This is a genomic window from Streptococcus marimammalium DSM 18627, assembly GCF_000380045.1.
Lineage (GTDB): Bacteria > Bacillota > Bacilli > Lactobacillales > Streptococcaceae > Streptococcus > Streptococcus marimammalium.
The window spans coordinates 245,444-271,688 of record NZ_KB904339.1; the positions used below are offsets into that span (position 1 = coordinate 245,444).

General features: G+C 31.6%; 21 protein-coding genes. 18 read left to right on the forward strand and 3 right to left on the reverse strand.

All coding sequences use genetic code 11. From position 1 onward, the window contains the following. Positions 1-89 precede the first annotated feature (89 nt). From A3I1_RS0101135 to A3I1_RS0101150, 4 genes are all read left to right on the forward strand, one after another. Positions 90-1,091 (forward strand): polyprenyl synthetase family protein, encoded by a 1,002-nt coding sequence (locus A3I1_RS0101135; protein ID WP_018369483.1) that lies wholly within the window; start codon positions 90-92, stop codon positions 1,089-1,091. Positions 1,092-1,170: 79 nt separating this feature from the next. Further along, positions 1,171-1,698 (forward strand): FMN-binding protein, encoded by a 528-nt coding sequence (locus A3I1_RS0101140; protein ID WP_018369484.1) that lies wholly within the window; start codon positions 1,171-1,173, stop codon positions 1,696-1,698. 96 nt (positions 1,699-1,794) lie between these two features. Then, on the forward strand, positions 1,795-2,856 hold the full coding sequence (locus A3I1_RS0101145) for an FAD:protein FMN transferase (RefSeq protein WP_018369485.1): 1,062 nt from the start codon (positions 1,795-1,797) through the stop codon (positions 2,854-2,856). Then, entirely contained in the window at positions 2,831-3,808 is a 978-nt protein-coding gene (locus A3I1_RS0101150) for a 1,4-dihydroxy-2-naphthoate polyprenyltransferase (protein ID WP_033376134.1), read from the forward strand. The genes A3I1_RS0101145 and A3I1_RS0101150 overlap by 26 nt, the downstream gene beginning before the upstream one ends. A gap of 19 nt (positions 3,809-3,827) precedes the next feature. Here the strand turns inward: A3I1_RS0101150 and A3I1_RS0101155 are convergent, their stop codons facing one another. Continuing rightward, entirely contained in the window at positions 3,828-4,253 is a 426-nt protein-coding gene (locus A3I1_RS0101155; protein ID WP_018369487.1) for a NusG domain II-containing protein, read from the reverse strand. Positions 4,254-4,649: 396 nt separating this feature from the next. Here A3I1_RS0101155 and A3I1_RS0101160 point away from each other — a divergent pair, with 396 nt between their 5' ends. From A3I1_RS0101160 to A3I1_RS0101205, 10 genes are all read left to right on the forward strand, one after another. Beyond that, positions 4,650-5,342 carry a DUF6994 family protein gene (locus A3I1_RS0101160; protein ID WP_018369488.1) on the forward strand — a complete coding sequence of 231 codons (693 nt, stop codon included), beginning with the start codon at positions 4,650-4,652 and terminating at the stop codon, positions 5,340-5,342. 555 nt (positions 5,343-5,897) lie between these two features. Beyond that, on the forward strand, positions 5,898-7,301 hold the full coding sequence (locus A3I1_RS0101165) for a glycoside hydrolase family 1 protein (protein ID WP_018369490.1): 1,404 nt from the start codon (positions 5,898-5,900) through the stop codon (positions 7,299-7,301). 17 nt (positions 7,302-7,318) lie between these two features. Beyond that, positions 7,319-8,413 (forward strand): DUF871 domain-containing protein, encoded by a 1,095-nt coding sequence (locus tag A3I1_RS0101170; protein WP_018369491.1) that lies wholly within the window; start codon positions 7,319-7,321, stop codon positions 8,411-8,413. A 109-nt stretch (positions 8,414-8,522) separates the two neighbouring features. Further along, positions 8,523-10,517, forward strand: a complete 1,995-nt coding sequence (locus A3I1_RS0101175; RefSeq protein ID WP_018369492.1) for a BglG family transcription antiterminator — start codon at positions 8,523-8,525, stop codon at positions 10,515-10,517. Positions 10,518-10,528: 11 nt separating this feature from the next. After that, positions 10,529-10,843: a PTS sugar transporter subunit IIB gene (locus tag A3I1_RS0101180; RefSeq protein WP_018369493.1), complete on the forward strand. Its 315-nt coding sequence runs from the start codon at positions 10,529-10,531 to the stop codon at positions 10,841-10,843. After that, positions 10,843-11,166, forward strand: a complete 324-nt coding sequence (locus A3I1_RS0101185; protein ID WP_018369494.1) for a PTS sugar transporter subunit IIA — start codon at positions 10,843-10,845, stop codon at positions 11,164-11,166. Before A3I1_RS0101180 ends, A3I1_RS0101185 begins: the two co-directional genes overlap by 1 nt. Before the next feature lie 9 nt (positions 11,167-11,175). Further along, positions 11,176-11,637, forward strand: coding sequence for a DUF3284 domain-containing protein (locus A3I1_RS0101190; protein ID WP_018369495.1), 462 nt, complete (start codon positions 11,176-11,178; stop codon positions 11,635-11,637). 40 nt (positions 11,638-11,677) lie between these two features. Continuing rightward, a complete protein-coding gene (locus tag A3I1_RS0101195; protein ID WP_018369496.1) occupies positions 11,678-13,051 on the forward strand; it encodes a PTS sugar transporter subunit IIC in 1,374 nt (457 codons plus the stop codon). Position 13,052: 1 nt separating this feature from the next. Beyond that, positions 13,053-13,202, forward strand: coding sequence for a hypothetical protein (locus tag A3I1_RS08470; protein ID WP_018369497.1), 150 nt, complete (start codon positions 13,053-13,055; stop codon positions 13,200-13,202). A 321-nt stretch (positions 13,203-13,523) separates the two neighbouring features. Then, on the forward strand, positions 13,524-13,916 hold the full coding sequence (locus tag A3I1_RS0101205; protein WP_018369498.1) for a hypothetical protein: 393 nt from the start codon (positions 13,524-13,526) through the stop codon (positions 13,914-13,916). Between the two features lie 31 nt (positions 13,917-13,947). On the opposite strand, the gene A3I1_RS0101210 is transcribed toward A3I1_RS0101205, so the two are convergent. Next, on the reverse strand, positions 13,948-15,165 hold the full coding sequence (locus A3I1_RS0101210; RefSeq protein ID WP_018369499.1) for an ABC transporter permease: 1,218 nt from the start codon (positions 15,163-15,165) through the stop codon (positions 13,948-13,950). Next, positions 15,162-16,055: an ABC transporter ATP-binding protein gene (locus A3I1_RS0101215; protein ID WP_018369500.1), complete on the reverse strand. Its 894-nt coding sequence runs from the start codon at positions 16,053-16,055 to the stop codon at positions 15,162-15,164. Before A3I1_RS0101215 ends, A3I1_RS0101210 begins: the two co-directional genes overlap by 4 nt. 621 nt (positions 16,056-16,676) lie before the next feature. Here A3I1_RS0101215 and A3I1_RS07690 point away from each other — a divergent pair. From A3I1_RS07690 to A3I1_RS0101235, 4 genes are all read left to right on the forward strand, one after another. Next, a complete protein-coding gene (locus A3I1_RS07690; RefSeq protein ID WP_018369501.1) occupies positions 16,677-22,151 on the forward strand; it encodes a beta-N-acetylglucosaminidase domain-containing protein in 5,475 nt (1,824 codons plus the stop codon). Between the two features lie 407 nt (positions 22,152-22,558). After that, positions 22,559-23,563 (forward strand): D-2-hydroxyacid dehydrogenase, encoded by a 1,005-nt coding sequence (locus tag A3I1_RS0101225; RefSeq protein ID WP_018369502.1) that lies wholly within the window; start codon positions 22,559-22,561, stop codon positions 23,561-23,563. A gap of 142 nt (positions 23,564-23,705) precedes the next feature. Next, positions 23,706-24,986 carry a DUF2254 domain-containing protein gene (locus A3I1_RS0101230; protein WP_018369503.1) on the forward strand — a complete coding sequence of 427 codons (1,281 nt, stop codon included), beginning with the start codon at positions 23,706-23,708 and terminating at the stop codon, positions 24,984-24,986. A gap of 67 nt (positions 24,987-25,053) precedes the next feature. After that, positions 25,054-26,211, forward strand: coding sequence for a glycerate kinase (locus A3I1_RS0101235; protein WP_018369504.1), 1,158 nt, complete (start codon positions 25,054-25,056; stop codon positions 26,209-26,211). The last annotated feature ends 34 nt before the right edge of the window (positions 26,212-26,245 follow it).

Below are 26,245 nucleotides of genomic sequence, written 5' to 3' on the forward strand. Positions count from 1 at the left end.
AGAAAAATAATAATAAAGCATTCATCGGTAATTCTTAATAAAATGATTTATCATGGGTGCTTTTATTTATAGTAGAACTGGTGAATAAAATGATACATACATTGTGGGAAAATTATCCTGATATTAATGATGCTTTGGAAGAAGTTAAGGAGATTATGCTGAGTAATATCTCAGTGATTCATCCCAAAGTAAAACAAAAAATAACGCAATATATTAATGCTCCCGGTAAATATGTCAGAGCAGGTCTTTTAGTGATGTTAGCAAAGGCAACTGATGGTGAAATAAAAACGGGAAAACTCTATTTAGCAGCCTCAATTGAAGCATTCCACCTTGCGACTTTAATACATGATGATGTCATTGATCAAGCTGATACAAGAAGGAATATTGAGACATTTCACCAAACATTTTCAAATAAAATAGCCATTTATACTGGTGATTATCTTCTTTCTTATTCATCAAAATTAGCAGCTCTAGGCCTTGAAGAACTTATTGGTGATCAAAGAGAAATTGATTATTCAAAAAAGAATTTTAAAATTGTTGAAAGAATCTTATCTGGAGAATTATCTCAATTAATGAATTCTTTTAACACTAATATTACAGTCAAAGATTACTTGAAACAAGTTAGAGGAAAAACTGCATTTTTATTTGGTATTGCTGCACAGATGGGTGTTTTAACAGCAAATAGTAAAACTAAGGAATTAAACTTAGCCTTTAATTTTGGTCAATCTGTTGGTATGGCTTTTCAACTAACTGATGATTTGATTGATTTCAAAAAAACAGAAAAATATTCAGGAAAGCCACGATTACAAGATGTCCGAAATGGTATTTATACTTTTCCAGTTATTGTAGCTAAATCTCAAAATCCAACTATTCAAGATTATTTACTAGATAAAAAAAATCAAGAATGGCAACCGGAAGAGTTAAAAGAATTTTATGATTTATTAGAAAGAAGCAAGGCTTTTTTAGAAACAGAAAAGCTAATCAATCGCTATATTGATAAATCATATAAATGTTTGACATGTTTTTTGTCAAAATCTGATTGCTTAGAAATTATAATGTTATTAAATACATTATTTAATTTTTCTGATTAAAAAAAAACGTACAAAATACTAGTTTTTTTTAAAAAATTATTATATGATATAAACGAATCAAATACAAAGGAGCTTTAAAATGAAAAAAAATTTATTTTTAAAAACTTTAGCACTTTTAAGTGCTACAACACTGCTTGTTGCATGTAGTAATAACTCAACAAAGTCAAATTCAGAAGTTGAAAAAACTACTACAACAACAATGGATAAAAAAGATGATTCTCAGATGGAAATGATGAGTAATCTAAAGGACGGAACATACACTGCTGAATCAGAATATGATGAACATGATTACAAAGTGATGCATACTATTGTTGTAAAAGACGGAAAAATCACTGAATCCGACTTTGACTATTACAGCAAAGAAGGAAACATGAGAAAAAGTGAAAACGAAGAATACAACAAAAATATGAAAGAAAAATCTGGCATTTCTTCAAAAGAAACTATTGAAAAACTAAATCAAGATCTAGTCGATAAACAGACTGCTGATGTTGAAGTTGTAACTGGTGCAACTCATACTACTGATAATTTTAAAACAAGTGCTGAAGTATTGTTAAAAGCTGCAAGTGAAGGAAATACTGAAACTGTTTCATTCAAATTTGGTGAGTAATATTTGAAGTTGAAATAACTTGGAATGAGGAGTTGAGAAAAATCTCACTCCTTATTTCTATTTTAAATTATATTACAAAGTAAAAGAGATAAGTTTATGAAATTAAAATATTGGCTGTTATTATTGTTATTATCACTGATTTTTGTAGGTTGTAGCCAATCTAATCAAAAAATAAATAATTCCACACAAAGCCACCTCCCAATTGTTAAAACACCTGAAAAAAGAAATGAAACCTTGCTTCATACTGTTGTGCAAATAAGCATTTATCATAAAAATCAAGAAAAAGTTTTAGATGAAGCTATTAGTTATATTGAGGAGATGGAAAAACTCTTATCAACTAACATAGTAGGTTCAGATATATATCGTATAAACCACGCTAAGGGGAAGCCAACTAAAGTTGATGAACGAAGTTTTGAGTTGATTAAACAGGCTCTAGAAATATCAAAAGAAAGTGATGGAAAATTTGATATTAGTATTGGGGTTGTCACTAATTTATGGCAAATTGGTTCTGAAAATGCACGCTTGCCAAGTGATGAGGAAATCAAACAAGCCCTACCAATGATTAATTATCATGATATTGTTTTAAATGATTCTGATAAAACTGTTCAAATAAAAGAAGGAATGATTCTTGAATTAGGTGGAATTTCAAAAGGTTATATTGCTGATCGTGTTAAAGATTTTTTAGCTAGTAAAGGTGTGACAACGGCTATTATCAATTTAGGAGGTAATGTTGTTGTTATGGGAACCTCTCCTAATAATTCGGAGGGTTGGAAAGTTGGAATACAAGACCCTGAAAAAACGAGAGGAGTAACTGTAGGATTTGTTTATCAAGAAGATTCATCAATTGTTACTTCAGGTATTTATGAGCGTTATTTTGAAGAAAATGGTAAGAGATATCATCACATTATTGACCCAAAAACTGGTTATCCAATCGAAAATCAAATCTCAGGAGTTACTGTTTTTACGAAAACGTCAACTCAAGGAGATGGCTTATCAACCTCATTATTCTTATTAGGAATAGATGAAGGGTTAGAGTTGGTTAATCAAATAGAAGGTGTCGAAGCGATTTTCATTGATAAAAATCATGGTATTCATCTTAGTAATGGCCTTAAAGAATCATTTGAATTAACCCATGGAGATTACTACATTGAAAAATAAAAACACTCAAACCTCATTATCTCTAATTTCTTTTATAGAATTTGTTGAGCTAAAAACAAAAGTTGCAAGTATTTTTCCTATGCTAATTAGTTTTTTATGGTCACAATACTATTATCATATTTTCAACACATTAAATAGTTTGATATTTATCATTGCAGTCATTAGTTTTGATATGTGTACAACAGCAATTAATAACACTGTCGATTACCATAAGGCTGTTGATTTTTCTTACAAATGGCAGGAAAATGTCATTGGTAAATATCAACTTAATGTTAAACAGATGATAAAGATTATTTTTTTATTACTTGGAATTTCGACCTTTTTCTCATTATTGTTAGTATTGCTTACAGATTTTTTGCTTTTGCCTATGGGAATTGTTTGCTTTTTAATCGGTATTTTTTATACCTATGGCCCAAAACCATTATCAAGATTACCACTAGGAGAGTTTTTTTCTGGCTTCACGATGGGATTTGGTATCTTTTTCTTAGCTCTTTATATTCAATTTCCCCAAAGGTTAATGACTAGTCAAATAACACTATCTCAAGTCACCATTTCCTGGGATATAGGTGAAATAGCACTTGTCTTTCTTATGAGCTTACCATTAGTAACATTGATTGCAAATATCATGTTAGCAAATAATCTTTGTGACTATGAGCAGGATGTCAAAAATCAACGTTATACTCTAGTACACTATATCGGAATACAAAATGCTTTAGCATTGTACACTGTTTTTAATCTTTTTCCCTGGATTGTTTGGTTAGTCTTTCTTTTTGGACAATTAATTCCTTGGTATGGGTTATTAATTTATCCTTTTTTTCTGCTTAATTGGAAGAGCCTCAAACGATTTAAAAAAGAACAAATCAAATCAAACACATTTATTGAAGCTATTAAAAGCTTTTCCCTTTTTTCAGGTCTTTATATACTTACCTTGTTATTGGGGTTATTATTTTAAAAATTTATACTTGATTTTTTTATTGTAGTGGTAATATAATCTCATTTTCTTCACTAGGATTAATACTATCTTGTTTTGTTATCTCAATCATTAATTGATGAGGTAAACAGACTAGTATTTGGCCATTTTTTTCAATCCATCCCGTGTTAACAGCGATTTGATCAGGACTATTATCTTCTTTTACTCTAATTTTATTTTGTTTGATTTCAATAATATTGTATTGTCCTTTGTGTGGATAGTAAGTTTTGGTTTGATGTGGTCCGTTTGAGCTAAGTTCATATGTGTCAACAACTTGACCATCAATTTTAACCATTGCAATTAATTGAGAATTTTCAATTTGATTGGTCTTCAAGTAAGTATAAGTAGAAGGTATGAAAGATAATAATATTGTTAGAAAAATCAAGATATAATCAAAGGGTTTTAATTGTTTTAAAATACTTCTCATAGTTCTCCTTTTTATAGGTTTAATTATTCAATATTTAAGTTTACTTTGAAGTATTAAAAATTAAAAAATTTTAGTGAATGTAAAGCTTACTTTTTAGCTGTAACTATATTATAACATTTCTACTCATAAAGTAATATTGCAAGAAGAAATTAGTTTATTGTTAATAACAAACATGAGACATCGTTTTTAAAATGACAACAATCAACAAATTGATTGCTGAAGTGTAAACCTACTTACCTCACTTGAAACTACCAACAATTTATAGTTTCAGAAATTATTTCAAAAAAATTACTAATTTTTATAGAAAATAAAAATATAATCTTTTGGAACAATAGCTTTATTTCAATGTAAGGTTTTGAAGTAGATTTATAGTTAAATAGAAAATAAGGAACTGACATGTATATATACGTTGAAAACATAAAAAGATATGAAAATTTTTATAAAAGTGATTTTTATAACTATTTAAAAAAAGAAAATGAACCTTTTATATATGATATTTTAGAAGCTTTAACATTAGATGCTGATGCTTTTGATGAGGAATTATATTTAGAATTATCCAATAAAATAAACATTAAAGTTGCTGTAAGAAAAAAATGTTTGATTGATGATAATGGCATAAGACTATCCTCTGATGTGATTTGTGGAAGAAAACAATTTTATAAATTATATAATGGAGATCCTACAAAATGGATTCCAGCATATGAAAAAATAAGAAGCAATGTCAATTTTCATTTTTTATGGCCACAGCATAAAGCTCCAACGATTAATACTCTAAGATATGCAAAATTTAAAGACAGAATAGACTATACATTATTTGATTTAAAAAATTATTTCGAAAATAAAGAATGTAAATTATATAAAGCATTTACAAGTCCAAATACAAAAAAATGGTTAGAATCCTTCAATGATTTTACTGATCTTGTTGATAAAATGAATTTAAATCATTTTGTAGATGAAAATTACAATGTATATGATATATCTACTCTAAATAAAGAAATTATCAAAGAATATATTGATATAAATGAAATAAATAGAACACTAAATAAATATCTAGAAAATTTATTATATTTGGAACTTATTACTCAATAGAAGCCTTAATTTATGTCTAAAGATTTGATTGCTTATTAGAGTGAGTTGAAAGTTTTTATTAGCTCAAAAAGAATGTGTATAGAGAGAAATAAACTTATCAATGAAAATTGAATATTTATTGTTAGGAGAATATTAGTTTTAATTTTTTAGATTATTTAATGTCACAAAATTTTAAAGTAGTGATTAATAGACAATTAGTAAATGCGTAAGCTAACATGATTTTGTTATACTTCTTTATTTGAAGATAAAAAACTAGAAATTATAGTAAACATCCCAAGAGTTGGATAATAAATCTAACGATTGGGTTTTTTTATGAATTTTAAATCTAAAATAACAGCTACTATTAAAATTTTAAAAAATAATGATGGTAAATTTGATATCTTTCGAATTATTTATATTAATAAAAATAATCCTCTCAAAAATTATTCTATTTTCCTTTGCGATAAGGAAATAGATTGTTTATGAAAGGGTTTACATTAGTAGTTTTATTTTTTATAATGCAATTAGAAAAATAGTAAATTATACTTTATTTATCATAAAAGAGAGGAAAACAAAATGACTGAAATAGCAAAAAAAGAATATGTTTTTCCAAAAGGTTTTTTATGGGGAAGCTCCACCTCTGGTCCTCAAAGTGAAGGAAATGTTGCTGGTGATGGTAAGGGGATGAATAATTGGGATTACTGGTATAGCATTGCACCAGAAAAATTCCATAATGGCATTGGACCTGAAAAAACCTCTACCTTTTACACCAACTACAAAACAGATATCGAATTATTACAAAAAACAGGACATAATGTTTTTCGCCTATCAATTCAGTGGTCTAGAATTTTTCCAAATGGCATTGATGATGTTAATCCTGAAGCAATTCTTTTTTACCGAGACGTTTTTCAAAGGATTATAGACACAGGTGTTAAACTTATTGTTAATCTCTATCATTTTGATTTACCTTATGCACTTCAAGAAAAAGGAGGTTGGGAAAACAAAAAAACAGTTTGGGCTTACGAGCAATATGCTAGAACTTGTTTTGATGTTTTTGGTGATCTGGTGGATACTTGGATTACCTTTAATGAACCAATTGTTCCAGTTGAGTGTGGTTATCTTGGAGAACTTCACTATCCCTGTAAGGTAGATGCTAAGGCAGCTGTTCAAGTGGCCTACAATACGCAATTAGCAAGTGCCCTAGCGATAAAAGCTTGTCATGAGATAAATCCCTCTCATAGCATTAGTATTGTTTTAAACCTGACACCAGCTTATCCTAGAAGCCAGTCAAAAGAGGATATTGATGCTGCTAGAATAGCTGAACTATTTCAAACAAAAAGTTTCCTAGATCCATCTGTATTAGGGGTTTATCCACAAGAACTAATTGATATCATTAAAAAACATGATTTAACTCCTGATTATACTAGCGAAGAACTAACAATTATCAAAGAAAATACCGTTGACTTTTTAGGAGTAAATTATTATCAGCCTTTACGTGTTAAAGCACCTGAAAAAAAGCCTAAACTTACAGAACCTTTTATGCCTAGTTGTTATTTTGAACACTACGACATGCCTGGTAAGAAAATTAATCCTCATCGTGGTTGGGAAATTTATGAGCAGGGGCTTTATGACATTGCAATGAACATCAAAGAAGATTATGGTAATATTGAATGGCTTGTCACTGAAAATGGTATGGGAGTAGAAGGCGAAGAAAAATTTAAAGTAGATGGGGTCATCCAAGATGACTATCGTATTGATTTTATCAAAGATCATCTCATCGAACTCCATCATGCTATTTCAGATGGAGCAAACTGTAAAGGTTATATGTTGTGGACTTTTATTGACTGTTGGTCATGGTTAAATGCCTATAAAAATCGTTATGGACTAGTCGAACTCAATTTAGAAACACAAGAACGTGTTATTAAAAAATCTGGGTACTGGTTTAAAGAATTAAGTTTAACTAATAGTTTTAGTAGTTAGAAAAAAGAAGGTGTCTCATGCCACAACTAGGTTTTTCAATTTATCCAGAAAAATACTCGCTAGAAGAAATATATGATTATATTAACTTACTTCATCGCTATGGAGCAAAAAGAATGTTTATGAGTTGGTTACAAAATATTGATAACCAAGAAAAGACATTTGAAAAATATCAAAAAATTATTCACTACGCAAATTTACGAGAAATAAGTGTTGTCTTAGATCTTAGTCCTTCTGTTATTAAAAGTAGTGGTTGGGAAAACCAACTAATTGAAATCGCTAAACAGTTAGGGCTTTTTGGATTACGATTAGATGAAGCATTACCTATAGAGGAAATTGTGAAACTAACTCATAACTCTTATGATATTAAAATAGAATTAAATATGAGTACGGACAAGACCTTGTTGACAGAATTATTAGCAAAAAAAGCTAATTTGTCCAATATCATTGCTTGTCACAATTTTTACCCTCATGAATTTACAGGCTTGTCTTTAGAGTATTTTTTAGAAATGTCACAATTTTATAAATCATATGAAATAAAGACAGCAGCTTTTGTTTCAGCCCAAACAGCTAATGAGGGGCCTTGGCCATTGTCAGAAGGTCTTCCAACTTTGGAAAAAGATCGCCACTTACCCTTACGTTCTCAAATAAAATTTATGAAAGCAATCAAATGGATTGATGATATTATTATTGCTAACCAATTTATTTCTGAAACAGAATTAGAAACATGTGTTGAAGTATTTAAAGAGAATTGTATCACTTTTGATATTAAACCCATCGTATCTCTAACAACTATTGAAAAACAAATTATTAAATTTTTTCATCACTATCGTGGAGATAGATCAGATTATGTGATTCGTTCTACCCAACCACGGCTTATTTTTGCAGATTTCTCTATCCCAGAACGAAAGAATAATAAAAAAGTCAGTCGAGGAAGCATTATTATTGATAACGATTTATATACACGTTATAAAGGTGAGTTACAAATTGCACTAACTTCATTTACGATAAGTGAAAAGGCAAATCTTGTGGCTCAAATTATACCAGAAGATATTTTATTATTGTCCTATTTAGATCCTTGGCAGGAGTTTCGCTTGCATTTATTATTGGATTAATAAAATTTCTTTATCGATGAGGAAAAAACTAGATCTGTTTCTTAGGAGAAATTTGATAAAATAGAAATATAAGAAAGCGCTTTCTTTGTTGAGATTGAGGGAGGAGTAGATGTTATCAAAAAAAGAAATTGCTCTCATGAGCATCTTATTAAAACAAAAGAATTCCTATGTCTCAAGTAAAATGTTGGCAGAGGAAATAAAAGTAAGTGACCGTACGGCTAGAAAATATTTAAAACAATTATCACATGTTGTAGAGAATCAGGGAGCCAAAATCCAATCAAAACAAGGACAAGGTTATCTTTTAACGATTGAACACCCTATAGAATTTGAAGTTTTTTGGCAGGAAATTTTAGAGTCGAAAAAAAAGATGACAGACATTACACAAGTTGAAGAAGCCAGTGATAGACAGCATTATGTTCTTAATAAATTATTTTTTGAGGAACCTCGACAATCTTTTAAACAACTCACAAACGATTTATTCATCAGTAAGACAACTCTTTTAGGTGTTTTGAATAATATTAAAAAACAAATTAAACCTTATGCTTTAACATTAAAAACAACTCAAAAAGGGTTATCGGTTGAAGGAAAGGAAGAAGATATCCGTCACTTTATTATGGATTATTTCTTTTTGGATAGTTTTGATGAGTCAATGTTTGCAGTTGTAGGTAGTACAATTCTTGATAAAATTAATTTTGCAGAACTAACTATTTTTGTTCTAGATGAATGCCGTGATGCCAAACTGCGCCTATCAGATTTTGTTATTCACAATTTAGTTTTACATATTGCACTGATGATAAAACGTATTCGTTCTGGCTACCCTCTTGATATCTTTTCAATTTCTAAAAATATTGAAAATTCAATAGAATATGAAGTAGCAACACGAATTTTAACTAAAATAGAAAATGCTTTATCCATTACCTTTCCAAAAGAAGAAGCTAATTATATTGCACTTCACTTAACTGTCAAACATTCGACAAACAATTTAATTGAGAAAGATGCTTCAAAAAATCTATTGAAAATACATCTCAATGAAAAATTAAAAGACATTGCTGAAGTCATACAAATGCCGTTAAATCAAGATACAAATTTAATTAATGGTCTTTTAGCCCATTTTAATCCTTTACTAATTAGAATGGAAAATAAAATTCAAATGAGTAACCCACTTCTTGAAGAGGTGATAGAGCACTATTTTGATATTTTTGTACTGACTAAGGAAACCTTTAAAATGATGCCTGAACTCATTCATCATGAAATTGGTGACGATGAATGGGCTTATATTGCTCTTCATATTATGGCTGCTATTGAAAGATATACTAATCGTCATAAATTACAAGTATTAGTTGTCTGTGCAACTGGTTATGGGAGTGCCATGATGTTGAAAAATCGTTTAGAAAAAGAATTTGCAGGAAGTCTCAAAATAGTAGACGTGGTCAGCTATTATGAGGTTGACGAAGACAGATTAGAAAATATTGATTTGGTCATCTCATCGATTAGTTTAGATCATTTGTTATTTTTAACACCAATTATTCATGTTAGTGTGCTTTTAAATAAGGAAGATGTAGAAGCCATTCGTCAATTTATTGGTGAGCAATCTCATTATAAACAAGAAAAGTCGTTAAAATCTCTTTCTGATTTTAAAAAGGGTAAACAAATAGCAACAACTGTTTTTTCAAAAGATAAGATCATTTATTTTGATGAAGAAACCACGAAAACAAAAGCTCTAAAACAACTGATTGAACAATTGAATGAAGCAGTAGAACCGCAGTTTAATCATCAATTTTTAGATCAAATCACTCTAAGAGAAAGTTACAGTCCGCTAGTTTTTGGGGAGAGTTTAGCTTTTCCTCATCCGGCTGTACCAATGACTTATTCTGAACAGATTGTTGTTGGGATTTTTAAACATCCTATAGTTTGGGATGACAAACATAATGCCATCAGATTTATCTTTTTATTATCGCCATCAAAAGGTAGAAATCACTATTTAAAATTTGTTTCACCAAGTCTAGTAGCTTTTGTCGATAATAAAGAGCTACAAACAAAGCTTTTAGAAACACCAACTTATGAAAATTTAATTAACATATTTGCCCAATTGATTGAGGGTTAAAGGAGGAAAAAATGAAAAATATTATGTTAGTTTGTAATGCCGGTATGTCAACAAGTATGCTAGTTACAAAGATGTCTTTTGCTGCAAAAGAAAAAGGAATTGATGCAACTATTTGGGCTGTTCCTGTTTCTGAAGTTGATAATGAAGTCTCAGGTAAAGAGATTGATGCTATTTTAGTAGGGCCACAAGTTAAATTCATGCTTAATGAATACAAAGAAAAATTTGAACCAACTATTAAAGTGGCAGATATTAATATGGTAGATTATGGCACCATGAATGGTGAAAATGTTCTAAATTTTGCTTTAGAGATGATGGGAGAAGACTAATGACAGAACCAGCAAATCTAGAAGCAGTCATGGGACTTATCATGCACGGTGGTGATGCTAAAGGCAAGGCTGTTGAAGCGATTAGAAAAGCTAAAACTGGTGCTTTTTCAGAGGCTCATCACTTAATCAAACAAGCTAACGATGCCTTAAACATTGCCCATCGGTCACAAACAGAATTTTTGACTCAAGAAGCAGCAGGAAATACTGTTGAATTATCTTTATTATTAATTCATGGTCAAGATCATTTGATGACAGCTTTAACATTTATTGATTTGGCAAAAGAAGTTATTGCACTTTATGAGAAAATAGATAACTCTCATTAAGGAGAAGATATGATTGTAAAAAAACTTGGGGATGTTTCTCAAAAAGCATTATTTGAAGCCATCGTGGCCTCTTTAAAAAAAGATTATTATGAAAGCACTAAAAAGGTTTTAGAAGATAGTGATATTAAAACTGGTTTAACGTATATCAAATCTTTTGGAGCTAAAAATCAAAATCAGGTTCGTATCACGCTAGAGCATTTTGAAGCACCAAGTGTTTACGGTGTTACCTTTAGCTCAAATCGTGGTAAACAACATATTTCATATTTTTTGGAAGAAAAAACACCTCAGTCAACATTAATTACTTACCAGCAAAAAAATGAAATCACTGATGTTTTTCAAAAAGCCAATCAATTTCTTATGGAAAAAATTTTGAAAAAAAGTCTAGAAAGACAAATCGATGCACAATTAACAGGTATGATTAAATATGTTAAAGAAAATAATCAAGAGTTAGAAAATGAATTGACTTTATGATGAATATTAAAATGTAAAAAATAAAAGAGGAGATTTTGAAATGTCAAATTTATCAACTAAATTTATGGAAATTTCGGGTAAAATTGGTTCACAAAGACATTTAGTAGCTGTTCGTGATTCCTTTGTAGCAATGATGCCCATCACGATGGCTGGTGCTGTTGCGGTATTACTAAATGTTTTTTTACGAGACATTCCAACTAGTATGGGGATGACAGGCTTTGTTGAAGCTATGCAACCAGTAATTAATATTAATGGCTATGTTTATTTCGGTACCATTGGTATCATGGCACTTGTCTTTTCTTTTGCTTTAGGACATAACTTAGCAGTTATGAATAAAGTAAATCCTTTAGCAGGAGGGCTTATTTCAATTGCAGCTTTTATTGCTACACTTCCTCAATCATTAACTATTACAACTGCTTTAGAAGGGGTAAATTCATCAGTGGTTAACTCTCTAAAAGAGTTGGGTTTAACAATTATCTCATCTGATGGTGTCTCTTCTCTTGAAGTAAGTGAATGGGGAGCTATTGCTTTAAAATACGTAGGTGCTACTGGTTTATTTACAGCCTTAATCACAGGCTTTATTGCATCATTTGTTTATGCTACTTTAACGAAACGAAACATTACTATTAAATTACCTGAAAGTGTACCTCCTGCTGTTAACAAAGCATTTGTTGCTATCATTCCTGGTGCAGCAGCTATTTACGCTACATCAATTATTGCCTACTTAACTTTTGTTTTATCTGGTTTAGCAATGAGTGATCTTATTTCTGAATACATTCAAAGACCTTTAATGGGACTTTCACAAGGACTCGGTTCAGTTATCCTTTTAAGTTTTTTAGTGCAATTATTCTGGTTCTTTGGACTTCATGGTCACAATGTTCTTGGACCAATTTTGGATGGTATCTATATCCCAGCTCTTAATGAAAATACTGCCGTTTATGAAGCAACTCAAAGTGCTGCCAACCTTCCATGGACTTGGACACGTGGCTCCTTTGATGCCTTTGCGCAAATGGGTGGATCTGGTGTTACTCTAGCTCTTATCATTGCAATCTTTATCTTCTCAAAACGTGAAGAGCATAAGGCGGTCGCTAAATTAGCAGCACCAATGGGATTATTTAATATTAATGAGCCTATTACCTTTGGTATTCCAATGGTTCTTAACCCAATCTTTGCTATTCCTTGGTTAATTATTCCACCAATCTGTGTCACTATTGCCTATCTTGCAACGGCTTCTGGTTTAATTCCACCAGTATTTTTAGCAGTTCCTTGGATTACACCTCCAGGATTATACGCTTATCTTGCAACAGGTGGTAATATAATGGCTGCATTAGTATCACTCTTTAATCTATTTGTTGCCTTTCTCATCTGGACCCCATTTGTTATTTCTGCCAACAAAGTAAAAGCAGGCGAGTAAAATGACACAAAAAAATGGTTCACTATTTTTAATGGCAATCGGATTCTTTCTTATTGCCATTAGCCCAACAATGGGTAATAAATACCTTAATATCCTATCAGGTCTCAGTCTAGTCTTACTTGGACTTTATCTGATAAAGAAAAAGAAATAAGAAAAATCACCGATAAGGTGATTTTTTTGATGGAACAAACTTTTAACAATAAAATATTACAAATCAGATATTTATTTAATTAGGTGACAAAGAGGTGTATGATAATGATACAAAAAAGATTAGGAGATTTATCACGTAAAACACTTTTAATTAGTAGCTATTGTTAATGGTTTCCGTACTTGGCAACTAATCAGCAAAACCTATTTTGAATAGTAACAAGACATAAGGCTAGAGAGAAAACATCTAGCCTTTTAGTAAAAAATTATGATATAATTGAGATGAATATTTTATCATCTTTATCTTTTAAAAAGGAGATTAAAAATGGCAATAACAGTGACTCGAAAAGTTTTAAAATGGACGTTGTTTAGTTTTCCTTTTAAGTTATTTTTAAATGGAAAAAAGATTAGTAAAATTGCTGAAAATGAAACAATAACCATTCCGATGATTGATTCTAATGCAACTTTATCTGTCAGTCCCACTTTAGGAAGAATAGTTTTTTTTAAAGTTCTTGACGGTGATCAATTGCTTGTTCAATTTAACACGTTTGGCAAACTTTATAGACTATGGCCACTACTTCTAGTTCTTAGTATATCAATGAATTTATTCATTAATATTGCTATTTTCACTTTTATACTAAGTCCTTTTTTATTCCCTATTTTTGAAATTAAAAAAATAGAAGCATCTCAAGAAAATAACCCTATCAAAATAGAGTAAGACAGTTATCTTACTCTATTTTTTCATGCTTTTATTTTTTAGAAAAGCTACGTTTTAAATTTTTAATAAAGCCTAAGTCATCTGTTTGAAGAATGAGACCAGAGTAGGATTTACCAATATAAATAATTAATCCGACAACAGAAGCTAGTAATATTATTAAGGAAATAATACTTTCAGTTGTTGTTGCATAGCCATTGATTAATCTAATTGGCATAAAGAATGATGATAAAAACGGAATGTATGAACCAATTTTTAGAAGAATTTGATCATAACCTTGTTGTCCTAAAGATAATGCCCCAAAAAATCCTGTAATAACAAGATAAATAGCTGGTTGGACAGCTTTTGCAGCATCTTCAACTCGAACAATAAGAGAGCCACAAAGCGCTGCTAATATGACGTAAATAAAGATACCCAATATAACAAATAACATCATACTCCAATCAAGATGTTCAAAAACACTAGACAGAAGTGGTTGAATACCCGCAACCATTTCCTTGGTGCCAGAAAATTGAGATAAGCCAAGAAAGCTAAGATAACCACCTAAAACATATATACCAACGTGGGTGATAATAACACCTAAAAATCCGGTGATACGACCATAAAAATAAAGGTTTGCTGGAATACTAGAAAAGATAACCTCCATAATTTTGGTTCCTTTTTCATTGGCAATTTCTTGAGCAGTTGTGCTAGCATAGGTGATAATTATAATATACATCAGCATGACTAGGCCAAAAAATGCAATTTGTTTACCACTATTTTCAAGTTGTGCCCCTTCTTTAATGTCTTCTTGTAATTGTGGTTCAGTTGCTAGAAGAGACATTTGTTCTTGTGATAGTTGTGCAGTCATGACATTTCTAGTTTGTTGAAAACTGGCTAGCAGTTGAGTAATAAATCCTTTGTCATAGTCAGATAATGGATTATTGCCATGATAAGTAGCTTTCAGTTGCGTTTCACTAGTGTCGACTTCTAAATAGCCTGCAATATCTTCTTTGTCAAGTGCTTTTTTTGCTTTTTTGGTATCAGAGTAATCATTACTATAATCTAGTTGACTCATAAAAGCTTTTTCAATTGTTTTATCTGTAGTAACGATTGCAACTTGGGTACCTTTCATCGCAGTACTGGCCCCGATATAACCCATAATAGATGAAAAGAAAATAAAGATAAATGGTGATATCACCATGAAAAAGAAGGCCCAGGACTTAACTTGTCTAAAATAAGATTCTTTGGCAACTAATAATAATTGTTTCATAATGCAACCCCCGATTTCATTTTAAAGATTTCATCAATTGTAGGAGCTTGTTGGTCAAATGTTGCCACATATTGACCTTTGGTAATTAGTTGGAATAATTCTTGCCCAGCTTCTTCGTCATCCAAAACTAAACGCCATGTTCCTTGATTAGTATGGTTAACAGAAACTACATGAGGTAAACCTTCTAATAGTTCTTTGTCAAGGTCATCAGAAACGAAGAGACGTGTTTTACCAAATTGATTTCGAATAGCTTGTATACTACCATTTAAAACAAGTCGTCCCTCACTAATCATAATAAGCTCATCACATAGTTCTTCAACATTTGTCATGACATGATCAGAAAAGATGATACTGGCACCTCGTTTTTTCTCTTCAAGAATAATCTTTTTAAGTAGTGCCGTGTTAACTGGATCAAGTCCTGAAAAAGGTTCATCTAGGATAATGAAGTCTGGTTCATGGATTAAAGTGATAATCAATTGAATTTTTTGTTGATTTCCTTTAGAGAGACTCTTAATTTTATCCGTTAATTTTCCTTTAACTTCTAAACGTTCCATCCACACAGGTAATTTTTTGGTAATGTCACTTACTGACATTCCTTTGAGTGTCGCCAGATAGCGTACTTGCTCAAAGACAGTTAATTTGGGCATTAGGCTTCGTTCTTCTGGCAGATAACCAATATGTTTATAATCTTTTGTTGTCAAGGGGTGATTATCCAAGTGGATACTACCCTCATAAGTTACAAAATTTAAAATAGAATGAAAAAGTGTTGTTTTTCCTGACCCGTTTTTACCAATCAAACCACAAATGCTACCAGAAGGGATATCAAACGAGATATCTTTTAAAACCTGGTTGTCACCATAGCTTTTTGATAACTGTGAAATTGAAATCATTTCTAATCCTCCTTACCATCATAAAACGCACTTATTTGTCATTAAGACTACAATAATTGTACAGTTTACTTTACATTAAAAGTATAGAAGACTTTACATTGCTTGTCAAGAATTTTTTAATATTTTTAAATTATATATTTCTATTAATTTTAATTTTTGTTACCATTATTTTTAAAAATATAAAGTTATTGGATTATTTCAGTTGTAAATAGGATACTGTTTCTATAAGGATTTGTAATCTCTTAGAATAATCGAATGTTAGTTTGCTAAGAGTTTCTTTAATCAATGAAAGTAAAAAGAATGATAACTCTCTCAAAGTTTATCTATTAGTAGAAAACTAATTTTTAAAAATTCATTATAAATAATAAGCTATTAAAATAGTCTAATTTTTCATTCCAAAAGGAAAAAGTTATATTTTATTAATTTACACAATTTAGTAATCATTACAATCATTCTTAAACTTCATTGAAACAAAATGTAGTAAAAAAAGAACAAAATCTGACAATAAGTATAGAAAAAAAAGAGATTATATGTTAATATAACAATGATAAAACGCTTACAGTAATCATTGTATTATTAGATAGCAACAAAGAATGCCAATAGTATTTAAGGGAGGTAGTTATGGCGTATCACAAACAAAATAAGGGTGAGAAAGAATTCCATTATTCCATACGTAAAACATCTATCGGAGTAGGATCAGTTGTTATTGGTATGTTATTTTTTGGTTTATCACCAGTTAGCGCTTTAGCAGAACAAAATCAAGAAACAGTAGTAACGACTACTGATGTGACAGTTGACCAAGAAATAGCTTCTGAGACTGAAACCATTGCTAAACAAGAAAACAGTCAAGTTGAAGCAGCAACTAATGTTGAGTTTGATGAAGCAGATGCTTTAGAAGCACCAATCATACCAACAAACACTACCGATGATAATGACTCAAAAGAAGCTACATCAAATGATATCGAAGTAGCTCCTGATGGGACCATAGCCCTAGAGAATCAATATAAAGCAACACCTGATTTTTCTAAAGAAGAGATTGATAGAGCAACTACAGATCAAGCTTATCTTGAAAAAGAGTACGTGATTTACCCATCACCTCAAAAAATAACATATGGTGATGCCGTTTTACGTCTTGATCAAGGTGTTCATTTAGTGGTTGGTCAAGATGTTGATATCTACACAAGTAATCGTGCTAAAGAAATTCTTCAAGCAAATAAGATTTCCTATACTACATCAAATGTATTAGATACAAAACTACCAAATATCTTGTTGGGAATTCATGGTAAAGATACTTTAGCGAGTCAACATCAAGCATCATTACAAATTGATTCAGAACTATTCGATAAAAACGATGCCTACTCATTAGTGATTAAAGATAAGGCTATTTCTGTTTTAGGTAAAGACACTGATTCTGTTTTTTATGGATTGACCAGTTTAAAACATATGCTAAGAGATAGCGAGTTACCAATTCTACGTGAACTTGTTATTGAAGATTATGCTGATATTAAAAACCGCAGTTTCATTGAGGGTTATTATGGAAATCCTTGGTCAAACGAAGACCGATCAGAATTGATGCGCTATGGTGGTGACCTCAAAATGACACAGTATGTCTTTGCACCAAAAGATGACCCATATCACAACAGTAAATGGAGAGAACTCTATCCAGATGATAAACTTGAAGAGATTAAGATGTTAGCGCGTGTTGGTAATCAATCAAAAACACGTTATGTATGGACCATCCATCCCTTCATGTCAAACCCTGTTCGTTTTGATAAGGATGAACAAGGCAACTATCGTTTCTATCAAAATGATTTAGACATCATTAAGGCTAAATTCACCCAATTATTAGATGTTGGTGTTCGTGAATTTGGAATCTTAGCTGATGACGCTCCAACTCCAATTGGAGGAGCTGAGAGCTATAATCGATTAATGGCAGATTTAACTCAATGGCTAACAGAAAAACAAGCGGATTATGCTGGATTAAGAAAAGAAATGATTTTTGTTCCTCATGAATATTGGGGTAACGGAACAGAAGCAGAACTACGTTCTTTAAATAATGGTTTACCAGAAACATCATCGTTAACCTTGACTGGTGGACGCATCTGGGGGCAAGTAACCAATCAGTTCCTTAATAACTTAAAAACAAACCTATCAGCAAACGGTGCCACTTATCGACCTGTTCAGCTTTGGATTAACTGGCCAACAACAGATAACTCTAAACAACATCTCATTTTAGGTGGAGGTGAGCAATTCTTACAACCTAATGTTGATCCAAGTCTTATTGCTGGGATTATGTTAAACCCAATGCAACAATCAGAACCTTCTAAAATTGCATTATTCTCAGCAGCAGAATACACATGGAAACTCTGGAAGTCAGTGGCACAAGCAAAAAGTGTTAATGATATGGCCTTTAATTTTGCTGAGAATGGCACATTTAAAGAATCACAAACCGCTAATGCCTTTAGAGAATTAGGAAAACACATGATTAACCAAAATATGGATAGTCGTGTTGTTAAACTAGAAGAATCAATTGAATTAGCACCAAAACTCACAGCTTTCCTCACCAAATTAAAAGCTGGCGAAGATATTTCAGCACAAAGAGATGAATTGCGTCAAGAGTTCACCAAGCTAAAAACTGCTGCTGAAACATATAAAGCTAATGGCTATAGTCGTATGAAAGATCAGATTATCTACTGGTTAGATAATACTATCGATCAAATGAATGCCTTAGATAAATTGCTGACAGCTACCCAATACATTAAAACTGACAATACAACTCAACTCTGGGAAAATTATAAGTCAGGTTTAGATTTTTATAATACCTCAAAAACTCATCGTTTTTGGTATGTTAGTGGTTATCAGAATGCAGAACTAGGTGTACAACATATTAGACCATTTATTTTGACTCTTCTAGATGAATTATCAAAAGAAGTCGAAAATTCTTTAGATCCTAGTCAAGTGCAACAATCGTTTATTACAAATCGAGCGATTGCTAGTGGCGATATCAACAGTATTTTAGATGGTGATTTATCTACGAAAATTCTTAGTACCACACCAAATAGTATTGCTGTTGGTGATTATGTAGGTCTTGAATTTAGTAAAGCTCAAGCAATCAATTCTCTTATCTTTGCGATGGGAACAAAAGAAAATCTGCGTGATACCTTTAGTCAAGCTAAAGTAGAGTACCTTAATGAAGCAGATGAATGGGTTCAAATTGAAAAAGAAGGACTTGTTGGTAATGAGGCTCTTATCCAATTGGAAGGTCTAGATATCACTGCAAAAGCAGTACGCTTAATCGCCACTGCCGCTAAAGGGAATACATGGTTAGGTGTTCGTGAAATTGCTATTAATCGACCATTAGAAGCTAATAAAAATAGTAGTGATTTAGAATTAACAGTTAGCCACAGTAATAATCTTATCTATAAGATTGGTAGAAATCAAAATAATATTTTAGATAACGATCCAAACACTGAAGCAATGCTAGCCAATGCTAATAATCAAGATAACACACCTCAAGGTGCTTGGGTTCAAGTAGAAATTGAAAACCCAACAAAAATCACTAAAGTGACAATTACTCAAGGTCAAGGTGATAAGATTGATAAAGGGATTATTGAGTATTCTGATGATCTTGTGACCTGGCATAAGCTAAGAGATGTTAATGGTGAGAGAAAACTTGAAATTAACACTGAAATTATTGCAAAAGCTGTCCGTATCACTAATAATCAGACTATGAACAAGTGGTGGCGTATTTCGCAATTTATGTTAGACACTCACTCAGGGACTCTTGACTATACTGATACTAATGTTGAGTCATTAAAAGATAGCAAAACTTATGTAGAAGACAACCAATACAAGCTAATCCTTGAAGGTTCTCATCAGCTAGCATCTGGTGATTATGTTGGTCTACGTTTAGAACGTCTTCATGAATTGCAAGACTTTAACTTAGAAACATCTAGTGGAGTAGCGATTAATACACCATTAAGTCTACTTTATTCACCAAATAATGTTGAGTGGTTTAGTAAAGATCAAATCGCAGATCACAATCTAGTCAGATACCTTCGTCTCGTCAACCAAACAAATGAGACACAATCACTTGAAGATTACCACTTGATTTTAGAAACTGTTGAAGTTCTACCTAATAGCTTGGAGTCTACCACAATGGGAATTAATAGCTATTATGGGGCAAATGATGTTCGCAATATCAACAACTTATCAGATCTTTTTGATGGCAAACTAGGTCGCCATGTTGAGTTTAGCGATTTCCAAAGACGTGACGGTGAAGTTGTCATTAAGCTCGGAACAACAAGAAATATTAAAACGATAAGAGGTTACATTCAAGACGGTACTCAAAATTACTTGCGTGATGGTAAAATTCAAGTTAGTGTAGATGGTACTAACTGGGTTGATGTGGTAACGGTCGGTGATGGTGTTATAAATGCTACTCGTGATAATTCACTTGATGATGGTTGGACACATGATTCAGAAAATCCTGGAAATCGTTTTATCGAAGGAACTCTTTCAGCACCTGTGGAAGCTAATTATTTAAGAATTCTTTTTACAGCTGATTACCTTCAACGTTTCATGGCATTTACTGAGCTTGTAATAAACGATGGTGAATTTGTTAAGACAGTTAATGATCCAACGGTTGAAACGAAAAATCTTGAAACAAGAGATTCATTAGCTAATCATATTGTTGATGGTAAAATTTTAACGACATATCATTTAGACAAAGCAGCTGGTAAATTAGACTACCATCTTTCTGAAAATACAGATCATAATCATATCACTATTTTGTCAACAGCGACTTCTGAAACACCAATAAGATTACGTGCTAGAGTTGCTGAAAATAGTGAAAACCATGATCGAGATGTGACTAGCCGTTGGATAAGTTTGGGTAATCTGCAATCGAGTTTTGCTAAGGTGACGCTTCCAAGTAGTGTTAAACATCTTCTTGATTTGGAGTTAACATGGGATAATTATCCTATCGAAATCTATGAAGTGAAAACATACTATGATGATATTTCTAATGATCATCTTGTCCAAAATGGGAAGGGAGTCTTTGTAGAAGAATTACCAGAATTTATGGGTATACTGGAGGAAAAGGTTCCAGATAGAGCACCAAGTTATGAATTGCCAGAGTCAGACTTCGTTCCTGAAACTAAAGTGCCAGACAGAGCACCAAGTTATGAATTGCCAGAGTCAGACTTCGTTCCTGAAACAAAAGTTCCAGACACAGCACCAAGTTATGAGTTGCCAGAGTCAGATTTTGTTCCAGAAACAAAAGTGCCAGATACAGCACCAAATCATGAGTTACCAGAATTCGTGGGTAAATTAGAAGAAAAAATTCCAAATGCTTTCCCAAGCTATGAATTGCCAGAGACAGATTTTGTCCCAGAAACTAAAATCCCAGAAACAGCTCCTACAGTTGAAGATTTGCCAAGTATTGTTTTTGAAACAGGAAAAGGGACAAATCATCAATTAGAAGAAGTGACCTTCTTAGAAGAAGCAAAAGAAATTGTTGATTTGAAATCAAGAGTTCGTATTCAGCTTGAAAAGGGTGAGCTTTCTCTAATCACAGGTGCTAATGTGGCGCATAAAGAAACCTTGGACAAAGAAACACCTCAAGTTCTTAAAGGATTAGACTATGATCTTTATGATATTGAATTGATAGATGATTTTGGTCAAGTTATTGCTCCACTAAAAAATAGTCTTGTCATTTTACCAATAGATGCTGGTAAAGAAGTTTCTCAAGTTATTTATTTACCAAATAGTGATAAAGCTGAAGAGTTAGAGTTTACACCAACATCATTTATCGATGAAAAAGGAAAAACTCAGTTTGCAATTGCCTTTGTGGCTAAGCATTTTAGTAATTATGGAGTGGTTTATAAAACTCTTCAAAATACAAAAGCACCATCATCTGAAAAAGATGCTACCAATGAGCAAACCAATCAAATGTCTTATGGTTCTTCTTCTGACACTAAAAAAGAATTACCAAAAACAGGCGATTCTAATATGACAAGTGTTGTAGGAGGTTTAGCTTTATTATCAGCTCTAAGCTTGTATGGATATGGTAAAAATAAAAGAGAAATCGACTAATTTTTAACAAAGGACAATAGTTGATTTAGCTTTATTAAAAAATTCTAAAAAGAGGGAATACTTTATTTCCTCTTTTTAGTTTATATCACATAAAATAGAAATATTAATTTTTAAAAAAAATTAAAAATAACTTTATTAAAGTAAAATAAACTAAAAGTGATTGTTTTTTTTATTTTTTATCTATATAATCATAATTAAGGATAATGTACTTTTAATTTTGGTCCTGTTTTTTGATGTTAGAAAACTAATATTACTACAAAAGAATATAATATTACTGTTAAATTCATCATAAAGAAGCAAAGAGGACAAAGGAAGATATAATAATGCTGTTGATTATACCACCTATATTATTCGCTATATAAAAAAGAGGCAAGTTTGTAAAAAATGAATTCATAAGGAGATTAAAAATGAGACTGATTTTATTTAATGCTAGAGAAGATGAAAAAGTAGCTCTGGAAACCTACCAAAAGTTGCATCCAGAAATTGAATTAGACATCTACACAGAATCGATTGATGAAAATACCATGTCTTTTATTACAAAAGGTTATGACGGCTTAATTGCCTCACAGGTCAAAGCTATCCCAGAAAAAGCTTATCATTTAATGAAAAAATCTGGGATTAAGGTATTTGCTACTAGATCAGCAGGATTTGATATGTATAATTTAAAATTATTAAAAAAATTAGGCATTCGATTTACTAGAGTACCTTTTTATTCGCCTTTTGCTATAGCTGAATTTGCTTTTACCAGTGCTATGTACTTTTCGCGTGATTTTGATATTATTCAAAATAATGCTCAAAAAGGAGATTTCCGTTGGCAAGATTCTATTACAAGTACTGAAATCCATCAAAAAACTGTTGGAATTGTTGGAACCGGAAATATTGGACGAATTGCTGCTGAATTATTTAAAGCAATGGGTGCAACAGTATTAGGATTTGATCTTTATCCAAATAAAGAATTAGAGAGTGTTTTAACTTATGTTTCGAGTGTAGAAGAATTGGTTAAAAAATCAGATATAATCTCACTCCATGCACCAGCAACTGAGGAAAATTATCACTTATTTGATGTTGAGTTGTTTAAACTTGCTAAGAAAAACCTAATTTTGATTAATGCAGCTCGTGGAAGTTTAATTGATACAAAAGCTCTTTTAGATGCTCTTGATAATAATCAAATACGCGCTGCAGCAATTGATACTTATGAATACGAAGGACCGTTTGTTAATCAAATTGTGTCATTAGATGATATTGATGACAAAGTTTTCTTAAGGCTGCTTAAACATCCAAAAGTTCTTTATTCCCCGCATGTAGCTTTTCATACACACACAGCTATTGAAAACTTAGTACATATCGCTATTGATGGGGCAAAAAGAATTATTCTTGGTGAAGAAGTTGAAGAAGAAGTTAAGCTAGACTAGTATCAAAAACTACCATTATAATCACTATCACGTAGGTGGTAGTGATTTTTTCTTACCAAATGTGTCAATTAGCAGATGCGATAAAATGACAAAAAAAAAGAAGTAGGATATAATGAGAAAAGATTATTTTGAGGAGTTTTAAATGTTTGAACGATTAAAATTATGGTATTACAATCATAAAACTTGGATATATAACACGCAGTATATTTTATACTCAATCATTTTAGTCACTATTGTTATGCTCATTGACTTAGGAATTTTTAATGTTAGAGATTATATCCCAGCAATTTTCTATACAAAAGTGTCGTTAGCTAAGACCATTCTAGCAACACTTGCGGGTGCACAGTTGACCATCACGACCTTCACTTTTTCAACTATTTTATCAGTCATGTCAAACTACATGTCTAATTTTTCACCGCGCGTGGTTGAAAATTTCGTGGATACTAAAATTACGATGAAAGTGTTAGGTATCTTCTTTGGTGGCTTCTTCTACAGTATTACGGCACTTGTTTTTATGCGAGATGTTTTAGAAAATCAGCAAGTTATAGCAGGTTTTGTCTCAGTGGTTTATGCCATTATTTCTATGACTTATTTCATCATTTTTGTACAAAATGTTATTAGAAGCTCTAAGAGTGAAAATCTTTTATCAGACATCTATAATGTGACTCTAAAAGTTATTGAAAAAGAACTTGATAAACGTAAGGAATACCAGGGATTTTTTAGTGATATTGAAACACAGTCTATGCAACTTTATCCAAACAACAATGGTTTTTTAAGTATCATTAACTTTGGTGAAATTGCAGATTTACTAAAAGAAAATAGAGCTGAACTTATTGTTGATTGTAAAATTGGAGATTTTATCAATGAAGAAAAACCTCTAGCCCACATCAATAAGGCTGAAAGCACATCTTTTGATGATGATTTAATGTCCAAAATAGCTGATTGTTTTATCTTGTCTGAAAATAAAATTTACGAAAATGATTATAGACATGGCATTGATAAAATAGAAGAAATCGCCGTTAGAGCACTCTCGCCAGGAGTTAACGATCCAAATACTGCCATTCAATGTATTCATAAGATAAGTCTCTTATTAGTGCCAATATCAAAAACAGTTAACAATCATATCATCGTTCAAGAAAATAAGAATGCTAAAATTGCCTATACAGCTTATACGTTTGAAGAAGATCTATATCATTCCTTTAATCAGATTGTTAACTATGGAAAAGAAGATATTGATGTTATGTACACTGTTTTAGAAGGATTAGAGACACTTTATTATTCAGCTGCTGTAGCAAATAAAAAGGCAGTTCTTAATTTTGTCAAAGACATGTATGAGCACATCATTCCAAAACCAAACGGTCAACTTAATCAGAAACGTTTGGATTACATCTATCAAAGAATTCTAGAAAAAAGTCAAGAATAGAAAAAAGTTTAATTGTAAAATTAATTTGAAAATAACAATTAGAATCAGCAGTTAGGTGGAAAAGTTTATGAAAATTGTTTTTGCTTCAGATTCTTTTAAGGGGTCATTATCTTCAGAAAAGATTTCAAAATTGTTAGAAGAAGTCACACCCAAGGTCTTTCCTCAAGCACAGCTAGTATCTCTTGCAGTTGCTGATGGGGGAGAAGGAACGATGTCAGTTCTTGTTAAAGCGTTAAATGGTAGTATTAAAGAAGTTATTACAAGAAACCCTTTGGGAAAAAAAATAAAAGCTAGTTACGGGCTTCTACCTAACCAAACAGCAATTATTGAAATGGCAAGAGCTTCAGGTCTGCCTTTGATAGAAAAAAAGGAGCGTCATCCAATGAAAACCAGTTCTTATGGAACAGGACTGTTAATACGTGATGCACTTGACAATAAGGTTAATCATATCCTAATCGCTTTAGGGGGTAGTGCCACAAATGATGGTGGTATGGGAGCTATGTCAGCTCTAGGTTTTCGTTTTTTTGATAAAAATGGTCATCAGCTAAAAGGATCTGGACAAGACTTGTGGCAAGTTAGTGAGATTGATGTTTCTCATGCTCATCAAAGATTAAAAGAAGTCACTATAACGATTTTATCAGACGTTACTAATCCACTTCTAGGTGATAAGGGTGCTACTTATACCTATAGTAAACAAAAAGGTGCAAATAGTAGTATGCAAGAATTATTAGAAGCAGGGATGACTCATTTTGCTAAAATTGTTGAAAAAACGACCAATAAACAACTGAAAAATTTACAAGGAACTGGAGCAGCTGGAGGACTTGCATTCTCACTTATGGCATTTCTAAAGGCAGACATTACTCCAGGTATTGATACGATTTTAGATTTCTTATCTTTTGATAACCTTATTAAAGACGCTGATTTAATCGTCACCGGAGAAGGTAGATTAGACAAGCAATCTTCTTTTGGGAAAGTTGTCTCTGGAATTTCTAAAAGAGGACAAAAATTTGGAATACCAGTTGTTGCTATTGTAGGAGGCTTATCTGAAAATTATGAAAACATTTATGCTGATGGTCTATCAAGCATCATAACAACAGTTAATAGAATAATGCCTTTTGAAGAAGCTCTAAAAAATAGTGAAGAACTCTATAAAGATGCAGCTTACCGTATATTGAATGCTGTTAAAGTAGGCATGACAATTAGCCAAAAAAATAAAAACATATAAATTTTCCATTGATATCATTTTTAGTTTGGTATAA

Bases quoted from the DNA above. Each gene is read 5' to 3' on its own strand.
- A3I1_RS0101135 (WP_018369483.1), top strand. From the start codon at position 90: ATGATACATACATTGTGGGAAAATTATCCTGATATTAATGATGCTTTG.
- A3I1_RS0101140 (WP_018369484.1), top strand. From the start codon at position 1,171: ATGAAAAAAAATTTATTTTTAAAAACTTTAGCACTTTTAAGTGCTACA.
- A3I1_RS0101145 (WP_018369485.1), top strand. From the start codon at position 1,795: ATGAAATTAAAATATTGGCTGTTATTATTGTTATTATCACTGATTTTT.
- A3I1_RS0101150 (WP_033376134.1), top strand. From the start codon at position 2,831: ATGGAGATTACTACATTGAAAAATAAAAACACTCAAACCTCATTATCT.
- A3I1_RS0101155 (WP_018369487.1), bottom strand. From the start codon at position 4,253: ATGAGAAGTATTTTAAAACAATTAAAACCCTTTGATTATATCTTGATT.
- A3I1_RS0101160 (WP_018369488.1), top strand. From the start codon at position 4,650: ATGTATATATACGTTGAAAACATAAAAAGATATGAAAATTTTTATAAA.
- A3I1_RS0101165 (WP_018369490.1), top strand. From the start codon at position 5,898: ATGACTGAAATAGCAAAAAAAGAATATGTTTTTCCAAAAGGTTTTTTA.
- A3I1_RS0101170 (WP_018369491.1), top strand. From the start codon at position 7,319: ATGCCACAACTAGGTTTTTCAATTTATCCAGAAAAATACTCGCTAGAA.
- A3I1_RS0101175 (WP_018369492.1), top strand. From the start codon at position 8,523: ATGTTATCAAAAAAAGAAATTGCTCTCATGAGCATCTTATTAAAACAA.
- A3I1_RS0101180 (WP_018369493.1), top strand. From the start codon at position 10,529: ATGAAAAATATTATGTTAGTTTGTAATGCCGGTATGTCAACAAGTATG.
- A3I1_RS0101185 (WP_018369494.1), top strand. From the start codon at position 10,843: ATGACAGAACCAGCAAATCTAGAAGCAGTCATGGGACTTATCATGCAC.
- A3I1_RS0101190 (WP_018369495.1), top strand. From the start codon at position 11,176: ATGATTGTAAAAAAACTTGGGGATGTTTCTCAAAAAGCATTATTTGAA.
- A3I1_RS0101195 (WP_018369496.1), top strand. From the start codon at position 11,678: ATGTCAAATTTATCAACTAAATTTATGGAAATTTCGGGTAAAATTGGT.
- A3I1_RS08470 (WP_018369497.1), top strand. From the start codon at position 13,053: ATGACACAAAAAAATGGTTCACTATTTTTAATGGCAATCGGATTCTTT.
- A3I1_RS0101205 (WP_018369498.1), top strand. From the start codon at position 13,524: ATGGCAATAACAGTGACTCGAAAAGTTTTAAAATGGACGTTGTTTAGT.
- A3I1_RS0101210 (WP_018369499.1), bottom strand. From the start codon at position 15,165: ATGAAACAATTATTATTAGTTGCCAAAGAATCTTATTTTAGACAAGTT.
- A3I1_RS0101215 (WP_018369500.1), bottom strand. From the start codon at position 16,055: ATGATTTCAATTTCACAGTTATCAAAAAGCTATGGTGACAACCAGGTT.
- A3I1_RS07690 (WP_018369501.1), top strand. From the start codon at position 16,677: ATGGCGTATCACAAACAAAATAAGGGTGAGAAAGAATTCCATTATTCC.
- A3I1_RS0101225 (WP_018369502.1), top strand. From the start codon at position 22,559: ATGAGACTGATTTTATTTAATGCTAGAGAAGATGAAAAAGTAGCTCTG.
- A3I1_RS0101230 (WP_018369503.1), top strand. From the start codon at position 23,706: ATGTTTGAACGATTAAAATTATGGTATTACAATCATAAAACTTGGATA.
- A3I1_RS0101235 (WP_018369504.1), top strand. From the start codon at position 25,054: ATGAAAATTGTTTTTGCTTCAGATTCTTTTAAGGGGTCATTATCTTCA.